The sequence below is a fragment of the Burkholderia sp. MSMB1835 genome (genome assembly GCF_001526365.1).
Lineage (GTDB): Bacteria > Pseudomonadota > Gammaproteobacteria > Burkholderiales > Burkholderiaceae > Burkholderia.
The window spans coordinates 71,306-91,460 of the sequence record NZ_LOYP01000014.1 but is presented as its reverse complement, the minus strand read 5'-3'; the positions used below and the strand labels follow the sequence as shown (position 1 = coordinate 91,460).

Annotated in this window: 11 protein-coding genes and 1 pseudogene; 9 read left to right on the top strand and 3 right to left on the bottom strand. The window is 66.4% G+C overall.

What is annotated here, in order from left to right:
- The first annotated feature begins 565 nt into the window (after nucleotides 1-565).
- The 5 genes from WS96_RS34405 (at nucleotide 566) to WS96_RS06510 (ending at nucleotide 5,090) form a co-directional block, all read left to right on the top strand.
- Nucleotides 566-838, top strand: coding sequence for a hypothetical protein (locus WS96_RS34405; protein WP_257127947.1), 273 nt, complete (start codon nucleotides 566-568; stop codon nucleotides 836-838).
- A gap of 14 nt (nucleotides 839-852) precedes the next feature.
- Complete coding sequence (locus WS96_RS06525; RefSeq protein WP_059831356.1) at nucleotides 853-1,638, top strand: glycosyltransferase family 25 protein; 786 nt, start codon at nucleotides 853-855, stop codon at nucleotides 1,636-1,638.
- Between the two features lie 437 nt (nucleotides 1,639-2,075).
- On the top strand, nucleotides 2,076-2,903 hold the full coding sequence (locus tag WS96_RS06520; protein ID WP_059831325.1) for a peptidylprolyl isomerase: 828 nt from the start codon (nucleotides 2,076-2,078) through the stop codon (nucleotides 2,901-2,903).
- A 510-nt stretch (nucleotides 2,904-3,413) separates the two neighbouring features.
- On the top strand, nucleotides 3,414-4,118 hold the full coding sequence (locus WS96_RS06515; protein WP_059831323.1) for a cysteine hydrolase family protein: 705 nt from the start codon (nucleotides 3,414-3,416) through the stop codon (nucleotides 4,116-4,118).
- A gap of 72 nt (nucleotides 4,119-4,190) precedes the next feature.
- Complete coding sequence (locus WS96_RS06510) at nucleotides 4,191-5,090, top strand: LysR family transcriptional regulator (RefSeq protein ID WP_059831320.1); 900 nt, start codon at nucleotides 4,191-4,193, stop codon at nucleotides 5,088-5,090.
- A 36-nt stretch (nucleotides 5,091-5,126) separates the two neighbouring features.
- On the opposite strand, the gene WS96_RS06505 is transcribed toward WS96_RS06510, so the two are convergent.
- Nucleotides 5,127-8,126: a sensor histidine kinase gene (locus WS96_RS06505; protein ID WP_059831318.1), complete on the bottom strand. Its 3,000-nt coding sequence runs from the start codon at nucleotides 8,124-8,126 to the stop codon at nucleotides 5,127-5,129.
- A 289-nt stretch (nucleotides 8,127-8,415) separates the two neighbouring features.
- Between WS96_RS06505 and WS96_RS34760 the strand changes: the two are divergent.
- A pseudogene (locus tag WS96_RS34760) lies at nucleotides 8,416-9,876 on the top strand (ESPR-type extended signal peptide-containing protein); the annotation flags it as partial.
- A gap of 59 nt (nucleotides 9,877-9,935) precedes the next feature.
- Here the strand turns inward: WS96_RS34760 and WS96_RS34395 are convergent.
- Nucleotides 9,936-10,070, bottom strand: a complete 135-nt coding sequence (locus tag WS96_RS34395) for a hypothetical protein (RefSeq protein ID WP_257127951.1) — start codon at nucleotides 10,068-10,070, stop codon at nucleotides 9,936-9,938.
- Between the two features lie 316 nt (nucleotides 10,071-10,386).
- On the opposite strand from WS96_RS34395, the gene WS96_RS06495 reads away from it, so the two are divergent.
- From WS96_RS06495 to WS96_RS06485, 3 genes are all read left to right on the top strand, one after another.
- Complete coding sequence (locus tag WS96_RS06495) at nucleotides 10,387-17,364, top strand: YadA-like family protein (RefSeq protein WP_257127950.1); 6,978 nt, start codon at nucleotides 10,387-10,389, stop codon at nucleotides 17,362-17,364.
- Between the two features lie 108 nt (nucleotides 17,365-17,472).
- Nucleotides 17,473-18,195 carry an OmpA family protein gene (locus WS96_RS06490; protein ID WP_059831312.1) on the top strand — a complete coding sequence of 241 codons (723 nt, stop codon included), beginning with the start codon at nucleotides 17,473-17,475 and terminating at the stop codon, nucleotides 18,193-18,195.
- A gap of 315 nt (nucleotides 18,196-18,510) precedes the next feature.
- Nucleotides 18,511-19,254, top strand: a complete 744-nt coding sequence (locus WS96_RS06485; RefSeq protein ID WP_059831310.1) for a response regulator transcription factor — start codon at nucleotides 18,511-18,513, stop codon at nucleotides 19,252-19,254.
- Between the two features lie 114 nt (nucleotides 19,255-19,368).
- On the opposite strand, the gene WS96_RS06480 is transcribed toward WS96_RS06485, so the two are convergent.
- Nucleotides 19,369-20,055 (bottom strand): response regulator, encoded by a 687-nt coding sequence (locus tag WS96_RS06480; RefSeq protein WP_059823732.1) that lies wholly within the window; start codon nucleotides 20,053-20,055, stop codon nucleotides 19,369-19,371.
- Between the last annotated feature and the right edge of the window lie 100 nt (nucleotides 20,056-20,155).

Here is a 20,155-nt window from a genome sequence, read left to right as displayed (position 1 = left end):
CGATGTCGTTTCCAGACCATCGGACAGCGAGCAGTCAAGACCGTGTTCGGATCGGACTGGGCCTATTGGCCGTGCGGGTTGACCAAATCTGACTTTTTCGATCGAACGGCGTGCGCGGAAAACGGCAGTTCGCGGTGTCGGCGCGCGCATAAAAAAAACGCCGCCCGGAGGGGGCGGCGCAGAACGGAGGCATCGCGGATAGAACGCGATAGCTGGGGTGACGGGGTTCAGCCATCCAGCGACGTCATTCTGTCGGGCATGGACCGCCGGTGGAATCAGCCTGGTCCGATTTTCTGCGTCGAAGCAAGACGTGCCCGCTCGGCGGTCGAGCACCGCAGTTACCGAGTCGACATTCTCCTTTCCCTCCTCGCCCCCCGGTTGCCTGCCGTCCCTGTCTTGCAGCCGTACGTTGCGACTCAGAAATCGGACCAGTCCGATAGAGACCGGCGTCGAGTCCGTCTTTAATACGAAGCATCCCGGCCGACATCGATCGGCGCGAATCTGACAACGTGGAGTACTGGCGATGAGTCAAGCGGATTTTCTGGTGAAAGGTGCGATAACCGGCATGATTGCGAGTTCGGCGACCGTCGCGCTCGTTCATTTCGTGATCGACGTCGGCACGCGATGGTCCGCCGACGGTCCCGTCGTGACGATCGTGGCGGTTCTGCTGATGGCCGCTGCATTGCTCGTGCCGCCGGTCGTCAGCGCATGGCGCAATCGCGAGTCGGCGATCGATCCGTTCTTCGAGCCCGATGCACTGAAGCCGATGCTGCAGGGGCGCTCGATCGGCATCGTGCTCGGCATCGTGTTCGGCATTTCCGTCGTGGCGGGCTGGTGATGAATCCCGTTCAGATGCGCGCCCGAAACCCGGGCCGACCCATCGTCGCGACTCATGGCACGTGCGCGCCGACGCTGCGGCGCGCGGTAAGCGTCATTTCGCTGACCGACGGCCGCTCGCGCCGCGCTTCATTCCGCGCCGGCAACCCCGAACTCGATGTCGAGTTCGTCGATGCGGTCGACGGCGCTGCGCTGTCGGACGACGACATCGCGAACAGCGGCCTGTTCGCGCCCGGGCTTCCGTATTCCCGCGGCGCATACGGCATTGCGATGACGACGCATCGTCTGTGGACCGAGATCGCGGCAGGCGACGAGCTGGTGACGATCGCCGAGGACGACGCGATTTTCAGGCCGGATTTTCACGAGATCACCGAGCAGTTCTTGCAGGCGAACGCCGGGTGCTACGACTTCATCGCGTGGGGCTACAACTTCGATTCGATCCTGCGCGGCTCGATCTTCAACTCGCGGACGCCTGTGACGATGCGTTTCGACGAAACCGCGCTGGCGCGCTCCGTCGACGCGTTTCGAAGCGACCGAAGCGCGGTGCTCGTGATGAACCTGCTGGAGTTCTACGGGATTTGCGCCTATACCGTCTCGCCGGCGGGTGCACGTTTTCTGCTCGATCGCTGTTTTCCGCTGAAGCCGGAGGTCCTGTTTTCGTACGGGCTCGACCGCCCCATATCGAACTTCGGCATCGACGTCGCGATGAACAAGTGCTATGGCGACATGCGGAGCGTGGCGTCGTTTCCGCCGCTCGCGATCACGATGAACGACCGTCGCACGTCGACGATTCAGACATGATGCGATGCCGCGCGACCCAAGGGCCGGATGGCCGCTCTGTCCGGCACGGCGGGACATCGAGCGAAATCGGACCAGGCCGATTGTGCGAGCGATGCGGCCATCGGAGAATGTCCGGGTCGAGCGGCTGCATGGTTTACCGCTCGATACCTCGTATCCGAAGCTTTGTCTTCGTTTCATACGCCGCTCGAGCGAGCGGCGTCTTTTTTCCGGACACACGTCGCGCGTCGGCGCGCAACGAACCGGAACCGGGTTCAGATTCGACACGAACGAATGCCCTGCGGCGGCCGGTGGGCTCGGCCGCTTATCGACTGACCTATTCCAGTTGATTGACGGAACCACGCTGCCATATGCGAGCGTAGGGCATTCCTTCCTGTCTGCGGACGCATCGTGCCGTTTTCGTTCGGTGCTCCGGATTTCTCATCATCAAGGAGTTCATCATGAAAACCCGACTTCGCGCCATGAGCGCCCTGATCGTGCTGGCCTGCGCGGCCGGCGCAACCCATGCCATCGCTGCCGAAACGCCGCTGCCGGCCGGCGTCGTGGCGGTCGTCAACGGCGTGCCGATTCCGCAAAGCCAGTTCGATGCCGTGCTCAAGGCGACCGGCCAGCCGGACACGCCGGCGCTGCGCGCGCAGGTGAAGCGCGACTTGATCGTCAAGCAACTGCTTGCTCAGGCCGCCGACAAGGCGAACTACGGCAGCCGCCCCGAGGTGCTCGGCGCCGTCAAGCGCGTGCGCGATGACGCCGCGACCGATCTCTATGTACGCGATGCACTGCGCCCGCAGCCGGTGACCGACGCGCAGGTGAAGGCCCGTTACGACGCGATCGTCGCGGCCGCGGGCCAGTTCGAATATCGCGCGGAAGTCATCGCCGTGGACGATGCGGCCAAGGCGAACGCTGCGCAGGCGCAACTCAAGCAGGGCGTGGCATTCGCCGACGTCGCGAACGCGTTCAATACGACGCCCAACGGCGGCGTGGCGCAATGGGTGTCGCTGAAGACGCCGCTCGCGCAAGGCAACACCGGCGGCCTGCCGCTGCCGCTCGCGCAGACGATCGCGTCGATGCAGGCCGGCGCGACGACCGGCCCGATCCAGGTCGGCAACGCGTACGTGATCGTGAAGCTCGACGAGAAGCGCAAGACGGTCGTACCGACCTTCGAGCAGGCGAAGGGCGTATTGCGTCAGCAGCTCGACGCTCAGGCGACCGAGCGCGCGCTCGGCACGCTGGTCGACAAACTGGCTTCGCAAGCGAAGATCGAGCAGTAACGCGGCAAGGGCGCGCGGCGGCGAACGCCGCTGCGCCCGAACGCGTGCGCGGCGCGTTGGCGGCTTCCGCGCGCGGCGGCACCTGCCGAATCAGTCCAGTCCGATTGGTTCGGGGCGCGATCGCCGCTATGCTGGTCATGCGTGGCATCGAAGCCACATCGACGGCGGCCGGTGGGCGCGGCCGCATCCATCGCTACTTCCCCGTAGCACTACTCCTCACGCTGCCTCATGCGAGCGTCGATGGCCGGTACTTCGCGTGCCACGCACCTTTCCTCTCGCGGTTTCCGCGATTTTTCCGCGATCCTCACGAACGATTGCAGTCGGATCGGCACGGCCAGCCGTGGCCGATGCACGAGCGTCATGGTCTTGGCCATCGCTGCACGAGCCGAACGGGGGAGCGTTGCATCTGTGCGCCGAGTGCACAGGAGTTGTCGTCCTGATGTGGTCGTGATGCGGCGAGAACGAAGTTAAATTCGTCGCACCCTTTGTTCACATTCGGAGAAACGTCTCATGTTTGCATTCTCGCTTCGCACGCTCACACGCTTCGTCGTCCTCGCTTCCGCCGCCACCATCGTGCCGGTGAGCGAAGCCGCGCCGGCATTCCCGGCCACGCCGACGATTCGCGCCATGGCAGGCGCGCAACCGATCGACCGCATCGATCCGAAGTCGACCGCGCTCGTCGTCATCGATTTCCAGAACGAATATCTGAACGGCAAGATGCCGATTCCCGACGTGCAGCGCGCGATGGTCAATACGCGCCGCCTGATCGAATTCGCGGACAAGAATGGCATTCGCGTGTTCCAGGTCCAGCACGTCACGCCGGCCGGCTCGGCGGTGTTCGCGCGCGACGGCGAGACGGTGAAGTTCATTCCGGAGATGGCGCCGCGCGCCACCGACACCGTGTTGCAGAAGGATACGGTCAGCGTGTTCGCCAGCACGGATCTCGACCGCCGCCTGAAGGACGACGGCATCAAGACGATCGTGATCGCCGGCCTGATGACGCATGCGTGCGTCGCCGGCGCCGCGCGCGACGCGGTGCCGCTCGGCTACCAGGTCGTGGTAGCATCGGACGCCTCCGCCACCCGGAGCATCGCCCGGGCAAACGGCGAGACGGTCGACAAGGACACGCTGCATCGCGCAGCGCTCGCGGAGATCGAAGATACCTTCGGCGACGTGAAGTCCACGTCGGAGATCATCGCGCTGCCGGTTCGGTAAGCGTACGGGGCCGTGCCCGCATGAAAGCACGGCCGGACCTGCGTCGGTTCCGCCATCACGCTGCGCTCCACCATGGATCAATTGTTCGCAATGCGCGTTTATCGGTGTCTCGTGGAAGCCGGCGGCTTTTCCGCGGCGGCCGCGCGCCTCGATACGACCCATTCGACCGTATCGCGTCAGCTGAAGCTGCTCGAAGCGTCGCTCGGCGTGCAACTGGTCAATCGCAATACGCGGAACGTCGCGTTGACGGCGGCCGGCGAACGTTATTACGCGTCCTGCGTGGAGATTCTCGATCGGGTCGAAGCGGCGGCGGAAGCCGTCGCCGACAGCCCGCGCAAGCCGTCGGGCACGTTGCGCGTGAGCATGCCGCTGTCGATCGGCACGCTGGAGATGCCCGACTGGCTGCCGGCTTTCCATCGCCGTTTTCCTGATATTCGTCTGGACGTGTCGTGCAGCGACCGGTTCTCGAATCTGGTCGGCGAAGGCTTCGACGTCGCGCTGCGCATCAGCAGCGATCTACCCGATTCCGACCTGGTGGCGAGAACGCTCGCCGTCTCCGACGAGATTCTCGTCGCCTCTCCTGCCTATATCGCGCGGCATGGATTGCCGAGAACGCCCGCACAACTCGACGCCCATGAACTGTTGCCCTACAGCGGACGCGAGGACGGCGGCGCGTGGCAGCTCACGCCGTCGCGCGGCGGGGCCGTTTCCGTCAAGCTCGACGGCTACCTGAGGCTCGACGCGATCACCGCGATTCACGCATCGGCGGTCGCCGGCCTGGGGATCGGCGCGTTCACGCAGCTCACCGTGCGCGGCGACCTCGAGCGCGGCCGTCTCGTGCACGTGCTGCCCGATTACACGCTGGCGAAGCGCAAGTACTACGCGCTCTATCCGAAAGCACGCCATGTCGCGCCGAAGCTGCGCGCGTTCGTCGACTTCGTGGCGGACCTTTACGGTAAAGCCAAGTCGTAACGACGCACGGCCGGCGCAACCGCCGGCCATCCCACATCACATTGCTTCGATTCTCGTTGCGGCCCGCCGCGCCAGCGCATCCCCGGCTTCCCGTCGATAACGCTCGAACTCCCGGGCAAACGCCGCGGCGTCGCCGGCGATCGCGAACCGCTCCAGTGTCGCGCAACTATCCGCGATATCGCGTTCGCCGATCATCGCGAACGCGCCGCGCATGCTGTGAATCTCGGTGCGGGCGAGCTTCAGGTCGCGGTGTTCGAGTGCACGCACGATCGCGGCATTCGCGCGCAGCATCGCGTCGGACAGCACCGCGTGCAGTTCGCCCGGCAGCGGCCCGTCCGCCGACGACAGCGCGTTCGCCGCCGGTCGCGTGTCGCGCCGCACACCCGTGTATCGGGCAATCGCCTGTTCGAGCGATTTCAGCGAGGTCGGCTTCGTGACGATCCCGTCGATGCCGGCGTCCAGCGCCAGGTGTTGCTCGTCCGGCTCGACGTGGGCCGTCACCGCGAGAATCGGCGCGCGGTGGCCGCGCTCGCGCAGCACCCGTGCGAACGTATAGCCGTCGAGGCCCGGCATGTTCAGGTCCGTCATCACGACCGCGTAGTCGTTGCGCCCGATCAGTTCCAGCGCATCCGCGACGTTCGCGGCGAGATCCGCGCGGTAGCCGAGCACGTCGAGCTGATCGTGCACCAGTGCGCGATTTACCGGGTTGTCGTCCACGAACAGCACGCGCAGGTTCGGCGCGTCGGCTTCCGCGCCCGCGTGCGGGGCGCCCGGCGCGTCGTCGCACGGCAGCGGCAGCTTCACGACGAACGTCGAGCCGATGTTCGGCACGCTGTCGGCCGAAATGCTGCCGCCCATCGACTCGGCGAGCTTGCAGCTCAGCGCGAGGCCGATGCCGGTGCCGCCGAAGCGGCGCGCGGTCGACGCGTCGGCCTGCGCGAACGGCTCGAAGATGCGTTCGAGTTGCGCGGCCGTCATGCCGATTCCGGAATCGCTGACGCGGATCGTCACGGGCGTCGCGTCTGCGCCCGACGCGGAAACGGACAACGCAATCGAGCCACGGTCGGTGAATTTGATCGCATTGCTGACGAGATTGACGACGATCTGCCGCACCCGCATCGGGTCGCCCATGTACGGGCGAGCGATGCGCGGGTCGATTTCCGTGCACAGCACGACGCCCTTCGCGGCGGCGATCGGCTCGAACAGGTCGACGATGTCGCGCATCAGCTCGTCGATGCGGAAGCTCGTCGCTTCGAGCGTCATCCGGTTCGCCTCGATCTTGGTCATGTCGAGCACGTTGTTCAGCATGTCGAGCAGCATCCGCGCGGCCGACGTGACGGCATGCAGCCGCAGCTTCTGCCGGCTCGGGTCGGGTGCCTTGTCGAGCAGCTCGAGATTGCCGAGCATCGCGTTGAGCGGCGTGCGGATCTCGTGGCTGATCGTCGCGAGGAAGGTCGATTTCGCGCGGTTCGCGCTGTCGAGTGCGCGCTCGGCGTCGGCGCGCGTCGTGATGTCGGAGAAGCTGCACAGCAGCGTGTCCTTGCCCCGGTAGCGCCCGCGCACGAAGTTGACGACGAGATCGCGCGTGCGGCCGTCGCCGAGCGTCAACGGCAACTCGACGTCGAGGAGCACCGGCGCGCCGCCGGCGCGCGCCTGGTAGCACGCGAGCAGGCGCTCGTGCAGCGGCGGCGTGCCGGCCTCGCGCTCGTACAGTTCCAGCATGCGGTTGCGCAGCAGCACGTCGCGCGTGCCGAGCGACACGAGCGCGATGCCGAAAGGCGAAGTCGCGATGATCGCGCGGCTCATCTGCTCGCTGTCGAACACGCGTCGCGAGCGGCGGAACAGCGGCGCGAGCACCTTCAGGTCGAACATGATCACGAGCGTCCACAACACGGCGAGGATCAGTCCGGCCACGCCGAACTCGCGCACGATCGTCGGCCAGATCGCGATCGCGATCGTGCGCCACGAATACGCGTAGACGATCGCGAGGCCGGAATTGGAAAGCCGGTCGCTGATCGTGAAGATGCCATGCAGGTAGCTCTCGTCGAAGCGGTCGAAGCCGCGCCGCCACGCATTTTCGGCGAGCGCGTGACGCATCAGCGCGCCGCCGTCGATCGATTCGCGCGTGCGGTCCTCGTTCAACAGCATGTTTCCCGCATGATCGACCAGCATCACGACGGCGTCCTCGGGCGCCTGCTTCAGCCGGTCGTCGATCACGTCGACGTCGAGGTCGCTGACGAAGGTCATGAAATGCCGCTGGCCTTCGAAGGCCGGTTCGACGAGGCGGAACACGTTCTTGCCCGTGAGCGGATCGATCGATGGCGCCTGCCATGCGATGCGGCGCGTGTCGCGCCAGTAGCGGGCGATGGACGGATTCGACCAGTCGGCGGCGTCGAGGGCCAGGCGATCGATCAGCGCGCCCGTATCGGGCACGCCGATGCGCGCCAGCACGTCGCGATAGGGCACGGACGGCGGTGGCGTGATCGCGATCACGCCGCGATCGGGGCTGTACGCATAACCGGACATCGGCATGCCGGATTGCCGCTCGGCGGCGGCCACCGAAATCGTCAGACGCTCCATCAACTGCACGTACGCGTCGATTTCGCCGCTGGCCGCGGCGGCGGGCGTCGCGGCCGCGAAGATCTCGCTGACGTTGCTCAGCGGCGCCAGCACGACGTGTCCGTCGCGCACGATCGCGTCCACCGCGCTGCGCGCGTGGCGCGGGTGGCTGTTCCACAGCAGTTCCGCATTGATCACCGCACGCCGCATCGACGCCTGCTTCGCGTCGATCTCGAGCTGCACGAGCGCCTTGTGTGTCTCGAACAGCTCGCGGCGCTTCGAGATGTAGTCGCGCACCGATCCGGCGACGAGGATGCTCGTCGCGAACAGGATCACGAGCGACAGCACCGCGGCCCCGCCGTACAGCGTGAAGCGCTGGTAGCGGTTGAGCAGGCTCAGGTCGCGCGCTTCGCCTTCGATCGTCGCGAACGGCGCGCCGGCATCGGTGGTGGACGCAAAGAGTTTTCGGATGGGCATGGGACGAATACCGTGAAATCAATGCACAGATCGGGTGGCGCGCAGGGGTCGTCCGATGAAGGCCGGGTGCGATCCGTGACGCGCGGCGATATCCGTAAGCCGTGTGGGAAGGCAGGCGGTTGCGCTGCCGGCTCGGGGAACGAGCCAATTATCGAGATGGCGGGGCCATCGGTATGTAGGGCAGTCCGAAACAATTGACGCAGATGGCTAGGACTAGTCCTATTTTTTGAAAGTCGCCGAGAGCTGCGTTTATACGGCCCGAGGCGGGCGCGTGTCAAACGAAACGACGATGTGGCGAAGCGTGCATGTCGCGTTTTCCTCGCAGAATTGTCAGGCATCGTCATATTCAGACGAGTCCTATAAAAATACTTGGGGTGTATCCAGACGTCTGATTATCGAAATTGCCCGCGAAAAATATATTGCCTCGTGTAACACGGGCTTCGTCTCACTCTCTTTTGCACATGAGGCAATCAACATGAACAAGACTTACCGGACCGTCTGGAATGCCACGACGGGCACGTGGGCAGCAGCCGAAGAAACGGCGCGCTCGAAATCCAAGGGATCGTCGCGCGTGGCGCGCAAGGCGTTTGCCGCTGTCGCGCTGGGCGGGATGGCGATCGGCGGTGCGTCGGCGGCGGATGTCGTCGGCGCGTCGGAAGGCGGCGATAGCAAGGTCGATGATGAAAGCGTGATCCAGACGCCGATCACGAGCACGAAGTCGCTGATGCCGATGGGCACGACGAGCACGGATTCGATCGGGACGATGGCGGCGCTCGATGATACGTATATCAAGATCACTGCGGGTGTATATGCGCCTGCCAGACCGGCAGTCGCTGGTGTAGATGGGGCGACGGCGATCGGTGCTGGGGCCACTGCTAGCGGAATATCTAATGTCGCACTTGGTGGCGGCGCATTGGCGAACGCGCAGAACGCAGTGGCGCTCGGTACGATTTCGAGGGCAACGGGCATCGAGACCGTGGCCGTCGGTGTAGGCGCCAACGCAACGGCCGACTATGCGACTGGGGTGGGGCGTGCTTCGACTGCGTCGGGGGCAGGGGCGACTGCACTGGGATATGGTGCGCGAGCTTTGGCAGGTGGCTCGGTTGCGCTTGGGGGGGCGGCCGTTGCCGATCGTGCTAATACCGTTTCGGTTGGTACAGCAAACGCGCAGAAACAGATCGTCAACGTGGCAGCCGGCACGCAGGCGAACGACGCCGTTAACCTGGCGCAGATGAATGCCGCTATCGCAGCGGCGGACGATCCGTATGTCACGGTCAACAGCGGCAGTTTTGCACCGGCCAGAGCGGCGGTTGCCGGAGATGGCGCGACGGCGATCGGCGCCGGTGCCACTGCCAGTGGCAGGTCCAACGTCGCACTCGGCGGCGGCGCACTGGCGAGTGCGTCGCAGAACGCGGTGGCGATCGGTACGATTTCGAGGGCAACGGGCACCGAGACAGTGGCTGTCGGTGTGGGCGCCAGCGCGACGGCTCAAAATGCAACTGCACTGGGTCGCTCCGCGGGCGCGACGGGGCTGAACGCGACTGCGCTCGGAAACAGTACGGTTGCTTCGGCAAGCGACGCGGTTGCGCTGGGCTATAACGCTGTTGCTGACCGCGCCAATACCGTTTCGGTTGGCAGAGCGAATTCACAGAGGCAGATCGTCAACGTGGCGGCCGGCACGCAAGCGAACGACGCCGTTGTCGTGTCGCAGCTCACGCCGGTCGTGACCGCCCTCGGCGGCGGCGCGACGATCAACGCGACGACCGGCGCCGTCACGGGCCCGACGTACACCCTCGCGAACGGCGGCCGTCAGACGACCGTCGGCGGTGCGCTGACGGCGCTCGACGGCAACATCACGACGATCAACAACAGGCTCTCGGCGGCCGTCGATAACAGGCTCGTCAAGGTCAATGGGGCGGATGACGCATCGGCGAACACGATCAATTCGATTGCTATCGGGAGCGGTGCCGTCGCTGGAGTCAGCGGAGATAGCACTTACACCCATCAGGTCGCCATTGGCTCAAACGCTAGCGCGCAAGGATTGTCGTCGGTATCGCTCGGTAATAGCGCCAACTCAAACGGAACCGGCGCCGTGAGTGTTGGCCGTGGCAGTGCTGCGACCAATAATGCCGCGACGGCGATGGGCAATATGGCTTCCGCACAAGCTCAAAGCTCCATTGCATTGGGTGATCGCGCCAACGTGGAGACTGGGGCAACCAACTCCGTCGCGATTGGCTCGCAGGCCGGAATCGATGAGAACGTGACCAATTCCGTCGCTTTGGGCTCGGGCGCTACCGCGAATCGCAACAATACGGTTTCGGTTGGCTCGGCCACGCAACAGCGCCAGATCACGAACGTGGCCGCCGGCACGGAAGATACGGATGCTGTGAACGTCGGCCAGTTGAAGAGCTCGGGTCTCGTTGGCAACGACGGTCAGGGCAACCTGACGTCGCTGGCGGTGACGTACGACGACGCAACGAAGGCGGGCATCACGCTGGGCAATGCGGGCACGCCGGTGCGCGTGTCGAACGTGGCCGACGGTGCAGCGCGGACGGACGCGGCGAACGTCGGTCAGGTGACCGACGCCGTCGACAGCATCCGCAACGATCTGGCCGACGGCACCCTCAACATGCGCTATATCAAGGTCAATGCGACGGGCGCGCAGGCGAACGCGATCGGCACGAACGCCGTCGCAATCGGCTCGAACGCGAACGCGACCAGCAATGGCTCGCTCGCAATCGGCACGGGCGCGCGTTCGTCCGGCCTCAACTCCATTGCAATCGGCCTCAACTCGGTCGCGACGCAGGCGAACACCGTGTCGGTCGGTAGCATCGGCAACGAGCGCAAGATCGTCAACGTCGCGGAAGGCGACGTCGATGCGAACAGCACGGACGCGGTCAACGGTTCGCAGCTTTATGCCGCGATGAACTCGCTGTCTTCGACGTTCGACGCGAAGACGAAGGCGCTCGAAAGCAACACGGCGGGCCTGTTCGGCGTCGATAGCATGTCGGCCGGGATCAACGACGTCACGGCGCCGCTCGTCGCGGTCGAAGGCCAGAACGGCGACAACATCGCATCGCTGAATGGCGGCGATCCGGCGACGTCGACGGCTGCCGCGATCGGCGTGCTGTCGGCGGCGAGCGGCTCGAACGCGATCGCGGTCGGTCTGCAGACGGTCGCGGGCTCGGACAACTCGGTCGCAATCGGTAGCCTCGCGCAAACGGGCGCGGGTCAGGACTATTCGGTCGCGATGGGTTCGGATGCGCAGACGAACGGCACGCAGGCCGTGGCGATCGGCGCGCACGTGCAGGCCAACGCGGACAACGCGCTGGCGGTCGGTAACAACAACACGTATGCGCTCGGCCAGAGCTCGATCGCAATGGGTGACGGCGCGCGCGTGAGCACGGGCGGGACGAGCAGTATCGCGATGGGCAAGGGCGCGAACGTCGCCGGCAACGTGACGGATGCACTCGCGCTCGGCGCGGGCACCAATGTGACCGCGAACGGCGGCATCGCGCTCGGCCAGGGATCGGTCGCGAACCGCGGCAATGCGCTGTCGGTCGGCGGCGGCACCGTGGGGCAGCGTCAGATCATCAACGTGGCGGCCGGTACGCAAGGAACCGATGCGGTGAACGTGAACCAGCTCCGTGGCGTGACGAACGCGCTCGGCGGCGGCGCGACCGTGGGCGCGGACGGCAGTATCGTTGCACCGGTTTATACGATCGGTACCGAAACGTTCGACAACGTCGAGGACGCGCTGAAGGCGGCGGCTTCGCAAGGCGGCTCGTCTGCGGATGCAGTGAGCTACGACGATGCGGGTCACACGAGCGTGACGCTGGGCAACGCCGGTACGCCGGTGTCGATCCACAACGTGGCGCCGGGTGCGCTGTCGGCGACGAGCACGGACGCGGTGAACGGCTCGCAGCTGTTCGCGACGAACCAGTCGATCGGCGATCTGAGGGATTCCCTGTCGCAAGGCGGCGTGATCGATCCGACGACGGGCGAATCGCTGGCGGTGACGTACACGGACGCGGACAAGAAGGCGGTTCAGTTGGGTAACGCCGGCACGCCGGTGTCGATCCGCAACGTAGCGGCAGGTGCCGTTTCGGCGACGAGCGCGGACGCGATCAACGGTTCGCAACTGTTCGGCACGGCACAGAGCGTGGCGGGCGCGTTGGGCGGCGGTTCGGCGGTGAACCCGGACGGCACGCTCACGGCTCCGACCTACACGATCGGCGGCACGGACCTGCACAACGTGGGCGACGCGCTGACGAACCTGGACGGCCGTACGCAAGCGAACTCGGATGGTCTGTCGGATCTGCGCGACAAGCTGTCGGACGGCGGTGTGATCGATCCGACGACGGGCGAATCGCTGGCGGTGACGTACACGGACGCGGACAAGAAGGCGGTTCAGCTGGGTAACGCCGGCACGCCGGTGACGGTCCAGAACGTGGCGGCAGGCGCGCTGTCGGCGACGAGCACGGACGCGGTGAACGGTTCGCAACTGTTCGCGACGAACACGCGCGTCGGTTCGCTGGAAGACACGCTGACCAAGAGCGGCCTGATCGACCCGACGACGGGTGAATCGCTGGCGGTGACGTACGACGACGATACGAAGTCGGGCGTGACGCTGGGCAAGACCGGCACGCCGGTGTCGATCCACAACGTGGCGGCAGGCGCAGTGTCGGCGACGAGCGCGGATGCGATCAACGGTTCGCAGCTGTACGGCACGGCACAGAGCGTGGCCGATGCGCTGGGTGGCGGCTCGACCGTCGGCGCGAACGGCAACGTGACGAACCCGACGTACTCGCTGACCGATCCGACGAATGCATCGCAGAAGCAGGACTACCACAACGTGGGCGATGCGCTGACGAACCTGGACGGCCGTACGGCGCAGAACAAGAGCGATATCGTCGACTTGCAGGACAAGCTGGCGGATACCGGTCTGGTCGACGGCAACGGCGATACACGCGCAACGGTGACGTACGACAAGAACGCTGACGGCACGCCGAACTACGGCTCGGTGACGCTGGGCAACGGCAATGGTCCGGTGAAGGTGACGAACGTGGCTGACGCAACGGGCGACAGCGACGCGGTGAACCTTGGTCAGCTGAAGGGCTCGGGTCTCGTTGGCGACGATGGTCAGGGCAACCTGACGTCGCTGGCGGTGACGTACGACGACGCGACAAAGGCAGGCATCACGCTGGGCAACACGGGCACGCCGGTGGCGATCCACAACGTGGCAGCAGGTGCGCTGTCGGCGACGAGCACGGATGCGGTGAATGGTTCGCAGCTGTTCGCGACGAACCAAGACATCGGCGATCTGCGCGATTCGTTGAAGAACGGCGGCGCAATCGATCCGACGACGGGCCAATCGCTGGCGGTGGTGTACGACAGCGCGGCGAAGAACCAGGTCACGCTGGGTGGCGCGGGTGCGACGGCTCCGGTTCAACTGAAGAACGTGGCGTCCGGTGTGGACGACACCGATGCGGTGAACGTGGCGCAGCTGAAGGACGCGGGCCTGATCGCACCGATCGATCCGACGAACCCGGGTTCCGGCCTGGCTTCGCTGGCGGTGACTTACGACAAGAACGCGGACGACTCGGCGAACTTCGACCGGATCGCGCTGAAGGGTGGCGCGAACGGGACGACGCTGACGAACGTGGCGGCGGGCGCCGTGAACGCGACGAGCAAGGACGCGATCAACGGTTCGCAGCTGTTCGGCACGGCACAGAGCGTGGCGGGCGCGTTGGGCGGCGGTTCGGCGGTGAACCCGGACGGCACGCTCACGGCTCCGACCTACACGATCGGCGGCACGGACCTGCACAACGTGGGCGACGCGCTGACGAACCTGGACGGCCGTACGCAAGCGAACTCGGATGGTCTGTCGGACCTGCGCGACAAGCTGTCGGACGGCGGTGTGATCGACCCGACGACGGGCGAATCGCTGGCGGTGACGTACACGGACGCGGACAAGAAGGCGGTGCAGCTGGGCAATGCCGGCACGCCGGTGACGGTCCAGAACGTGGCGGCAGGCGCGCTGTCGGCGACGAGCACGGACGCGGTGAACGGTTCGCAGCTGTTCGCGACGAACCAGTCGATCGGTGATCTGAAGGACTCGCTGTCGCAAGGTGGCGTGATCGATCCGACGACGGGCGAATCGCTGGCGGTGACGTACACGAACGCAGGCAAGACGGCGGTGCAGCTGGGTAACGCTGGTACGCCGGTCCGTGTATCCAACGTGGCTGCAGGCACGGCGGATACCGACGCGGTCAACGTGAGCCAGCTCACGAGCGGCTTGTCCGATCTCCGCGAGGACCTGACCAACGGCGGGATCGACCTGCGCTACATCAAGGTCAACGCAACGGGTACCGCTGCGCTGGCAACCGGTGCACAGGGTGTTGCAATCGGCTCGGGCGCATCGTCGTCGGGTCCGAACTCGCTGGCGCTCGGCTCCGGTGCGCGCTCCAGCGCGAACGGCGCGGTGGCGATCGGCTTCAACTCGGTCGCGAATCAGGCGAACACCGTGTCGGTCGGCAGCATCGGCAACGAGCGCAAGATCGTCAACGTCGCGGCGGGCGACCTGAGCGCGGGCAGTACCGACGCGATCAACGGTTCGCAGCTCTACTCGGCGTTGAACGGCTTGACGACCACGCTGAAGTCGGAAACCGACCAGAAGATCGCCGAGCTGAGCGCGAAGTCCATCGGTGTCAACGATGCGACCGATCCGCTCGTCGCGATCGATGGCCAGCGTGTCGACAACTACGCGTCGCTCAACGGCGGTGATCCGGCGAGCGCATCGGCGATCGCCGTCGGCGTGGCGTCCGTCGCGAGCGGCAGCAATGCGACCGCGATCGGCCTGCAAGCGCTCGCGGGTTCCGACAATTCGGTTGCGATCGGCAGCTTCGCGCAGACCGGCAACGGTCAGCCGTATGCGGTAGCGATGGGCTCCGACGCGCAGACGAACGGCAAGGAAGCCGTGGCGCTCGGCGCGCACGTCCAGGCGAACGCGGACAACGCGCTCGCGGTCGGCAGCAACTCGAAAGCGATCGGCCAGAGCTCGATCGCGCTCGGCAACGGCGCGCAGGCGCTCGCCGGAACGACGAACGCGATTGCCGCGGGTACGGGGGCGACCGTCGCGCTCAACGTCGCCGACGCGATTGCGCTTGGCACGAACGCATCGGTTGCGGCCGGCGCGAACGGCGGCATCGCACTCGGTGCGGGCTCGACCGCGAACCGCGGCAACGCGCTGTCGATCGGCAGCGCTGGCGCGGAGCGTCAGATCATCAACGTCGCGGCCGGTACGCAGAAGACCGATGCCGTCAACGTCGGCCAGCTCGCCGGTGTGACGGGTGCGCTCGGCGGCGGTGCGGCGGTCGGCGCGGACGGCAGCATCGTCCAGCCGACGTACACCGTCAACGGCAAGGACTACACGAACGTGGCCGACGCGATCGACGCGGCAGCGGCGAGCGGCGGCGCACCGGTGGACGGTGTGGTGACCTACGACGACGCGACGACGAAGTCGACCCTGACGCTGGCTGGTGTGGACGGCACCACGATCGCGAACGTGAAGGCAGGCACCGTGAGCGCAACCAGCATGGACGCGATCAACGGTTCGCAACTGTTCGGCACCGCGCAGAGCGTGGCCGGTGCGCTGGGTGGCGGCTCGACGGTGAACCCGGACGGCACGGTCACGGCGCCGACCTACACGGTCGGCGGCACGAACGTGCATAACGTCGGCGATGCGCTGACGAACCTGGATGGCCGCACGCAGGCCAACGCGGACGGCATTTCGAATCTGCGCGACCAACTGTCGAACAGCGGCGTGATCGACCCGACGACGGGCGAATCGCTGGCGCTGACGTACACGGACGGCACCAAGACGGCGGTGAAGCTGGGTAACGACGGTACGCCGGTACGTGTGTCGAACGTGGCCGACGGTGTGGATGACCACGATGCGGTGAACGTGGCGCAGCTGAAGTCGACCGGCCTCGTCGGCGAAGACGGCAACGGCAACCTGACGTCGCTGGCGGTCGGCTACGACGATGCGCAGAAGGGCTCGATCACGCTGGGCGGTGCGAATGGCACGACGATCACGAACGTGGCGGCAGGCGCGGTGAGCGCGGCGAGCAAGGACGCGATCAACGGCTCGCAGTTGTACGGCTCGGCGCAGAGCGTGGCGGATGCGATCGGCGGCGGCACGACGGTCGACGCGGACGGCAAGCTGGCGGGCACGGCGATCGAGGTGAACGGTTACAAGTACAAGACCGTTTCCGAGGCTGTCCAGGCCGCGGCTGCGTACGGCGCGACCGATCCGCAAGCGGTGCGTTACGACCTGAACGGCGACGGTACGGTGAACTATGGCTCCGTGACCCTCGGCGGTTCGGCGGCGGCGCCGGTGGTGCTGACGAACGTCGCGAACGGCACGAGCACGTACGACGCCGTGAACTACGGGCAGTTGTCCGACCTGCGCACCGAACTGAGCGATCGTATCGGCAGCATGGACGATCGCGTCGTTCAGCTCGAACAGGGCGGCGGTTCCGGCGGCGGCTCGGGCGGCGGCTCGGGTGGCGGCGACCTCGTCGGCGGCACGGCCGGCGATGGCGGCAACATCGTGCCGGCAGACCCGGGCAACGGCAACGGCAACGTGGCCATCGGTTCGGGTTCGTCGATCAGCGACGGTGTGAACAACGGCACGGCGATCGGCTCCAGCTCGAACGTCGGCGGATCGAACGGCACCGCGATCGGCTCCGGTTCGAGCGCGCGCGGCGAAGGCAGCACGGCGATCGGCCAGGGTTCGAGCGTCGCGGCAGGCGCGGGCAACTCGGTCGCGATCGGCCAGGGCTCGGTGGCCACGGAAGCCAACACGGTCTCGTTCGGCAACGGCACCGACGACGGCAACCGTCGAATCGTCAACATCGCGGACGGTATCAATGCGAGCGATGCGGCGACGAAGGGTCAGCTCGACCGCGCGGTCGGCGGTCTGCAAGGGCAGATCAACGACGTGTCGAAGAACGCGTACTCGGGTATCGCGGCAGCCACCGCGCTGACGATGATTCCGGGTGTCGATCCGGGCAAGACGTTGTCGTTCGGTGTCGGCGGCGCGACCTACAAGGGCTATCAGGCAGTGGCGTTCGGCGGCGAAGCCCGCATCACGCAGAACCTGAAGATGAAGGCCGGCGTGGGTCTGTCGAGCGGCGGCAATACCGTCGGCGTGGGTGCGTCGTACCAGTGGTAATCGCATGAGGCGGGGCGGCTCGCGCCGCTTCGCCCGTGCGCTACCGCGTCACGCATTCCGTTCATTCCAATTCAAATCGGGCGTCCGCCTTCGGGCGGACGTTTCATCATGACCATGAAAACTCTGTTGTTGCGCGCCGCGTCGGTCGGCGCGATCGCGATGGCGCTCGGCGCCTGTACGACCCAATCGGGACTGACTTACGACATCCGCGCCGTATCGGTGCCGGGCCAGCCGGACCGCGCGTTCCGCGTGAGCTGCGACGGGCTGCTCGGCAGCGCCAATTCGTGCGCCCGCGCGGCGGAAGAATTCTGCCAGGGCAAGGGCTTCACGCCGCTGGAGATGATCGACCGCGTATACAGCCGCGCGCCGATGAAGGATCCGCGCGAGATCACGTTCATGTGCGGCAAGCCGCAACCGGTCGCGCAGCCGGCGCCGCAGGCCCAGCCGCAACCGCAACCGCAACCCGCGCCGCAGCCGGTGCAGCAGCGCCAGGTGCTGCTGCAGGGCGACGCGAACTTCGCGACCGACAGCGCGGTGCTGACGTCGCGGGCCCGCAGCGATCTCGACCGCTTCCTCGCGGTCAATCGCGGCGTGACGTTCGCGCGTGTCGCCGTGACCGGTTTCACCGATTCGACGGGTAGCGCGGCGCACAACCGCACGCTGTCGGAAGCGCGTGCGCGCACCGTGGTGAACTACCTGCGCGCGAACGGGCTGCAGGCACGCTCGTTCGTGGCCGAAGGTCTCGGCGCGTCGGACCCGGTCGCGTCGAACGCGACCGAAGAAGGCCGCGCGCAGAACCGTCGCGTCGAGATTCGCCTCGACGTGCAGTAATGCATCGCGGGGCGCCGGCTATCCGGCGCCCGTCATGCCGGCGCCGGCCACGAACCGGCGCACGAGCGGCACGCGACCGGACCGTCGCGTGCAGGCTTCCTCCGGCAGGCTTCAGGCCGCCCGCTCCACGAGAGCCGGCGGCCTGTTTCTTTTGGGGGACACGGCGGGCGGCGGTGGGCCGTCCGCGATCCGTGGATCACGCCCCGGTTTCGTGCGAAGATAGCGCCGAATCAGGATCCGGCCACGCGCAGCCGCGCCGACGCCGGCAACCGGGCGGCCGTTCGCCGCCTCGACAGCGGTGAACCCCGGACGACTATGGGAAGCTATCAGATACGCGTGGTACTGGCCGACGACCACCCGGCAATGCTCGTCGGCGTCGAGCACGGCCTGTCGTCGGTGCCGACGATCCATCTCGCGGGCAAGGCCGGCAATTCGACCGAGCTGATCCGCCTGCTCGACGATGGCGCGTGCGACGTGCTCGTGTCCGATTACGCGATGCCCGCGAACGAGCACGGCGACGGCACGGCGCTCTTTTCCTACCTTCAGCGCCGCTATCCGGACGTCAAGCTGGTCGTGCTGACCATGCTCGACAACGCGGCCGTCGTCGGCGCGCTGGTGCGGCTCGGCATCGGCTGCATCGTCAGCAAATCCGATACGGTCGATCACCTGATTCCCGCGATTCACGCAGCCGCGACGGGCGGCACCTACTATTCGCCGTCGGTCGAAAAGGTCGTGCGCACGCTGTCCGCACATTCGAGCGCGCGTTTCGTCGATCAGGCGCCCGCGCTGAGCACACGCGAGATCGAGGTCGTGCGGCTGTATGCGTCGGGGATGACGATCAACGAGATTGCGGACAAGCTGAGCCGCAGCAAGAAGACGATCAGCACGCAGAAGTCGCGCGCGATGCAGAAGCTCGGGATCGACAAGGACATGGACCTGCTGCGCTACGCGATCGAGAACGGCATCGTGGCCGCGTCGGGTAGCGAGGGGAAAGGCGGGGAAGGCGGGGAAGAGGCGGGCGGGGGAGCCGCCGGTGGGAATCCGGGCGTCGACGCGTGAGCGCCGCCGGCGTCGGCGCCGGCACGCCGCCGCGCGACCTGCTGCGGCCGCCGCTGGCAGTCGGCGCAGCGGCCGGTGAGCGGCAGCAGTCGGCCGGCGAACGATGCCGTGCCGTCAGGACGTCGAGTCGGCCGGCAGCGCTGCGCTGCCGGGGTCGGCGACCAGGCCGCAGGCGATCGCATAGCGGACCACGTCGACGTCGCGCTCGAGGCCGAGCTTCTGCATCGCCGAGCTTTTCTGCGTGCTGATGGTTTTCTTGCTGCGGTTCAGCTTGTCCGCGATCTCGTTGACCGATAGCCCCGATGCGAACAGCCGCACGACTTCCGCCTCGCGCACCGACAGCGTGGGCGTCTTGCCGCCGCCTGCGCCGAGCTGGCGCAGCGCGCGATCCATCGACGGCGACAGATACCGGCCGTTCGTATAGGCGGCGTGAATCGCCATCGTCAGATGGTTGGTCATGTCCGACTTGCTGACGAGGCAATGGATCCCGAGATCGATGAGCGCGCGCAGCGCGACCGCGTTCTCCAGCATCGTCATCACGACGATCTTCAGGTTCGGGTGGCGCTTCAGGATCGCGCTGAACAGTGTGATCCCGTCGCCGTATTCGTTGCCGGGCATCGCGTAGTCCGATACGAGCACGTCGCACGGATGCGCGGCGAGCGCCTCCATCAGCGCCGTCGAATCGTGTGCGGTCGTGACGACCGACACGGTGCTCGACGCCGACAGTTCGTACTGGGAGCCGATGACGACGGCCGGATGGTCGTCGGCAATGATCACGCGTATGGGGAAGCTCTTCATCATATTGGTCTCGATGGTCGCGCCGCACCATGCGGGGCGCGTTTCGTCGTTCTGCATAAACGCCTGCTGAGCGCCGGCGTGAGGGCGCACTCGCGGCCGGCCT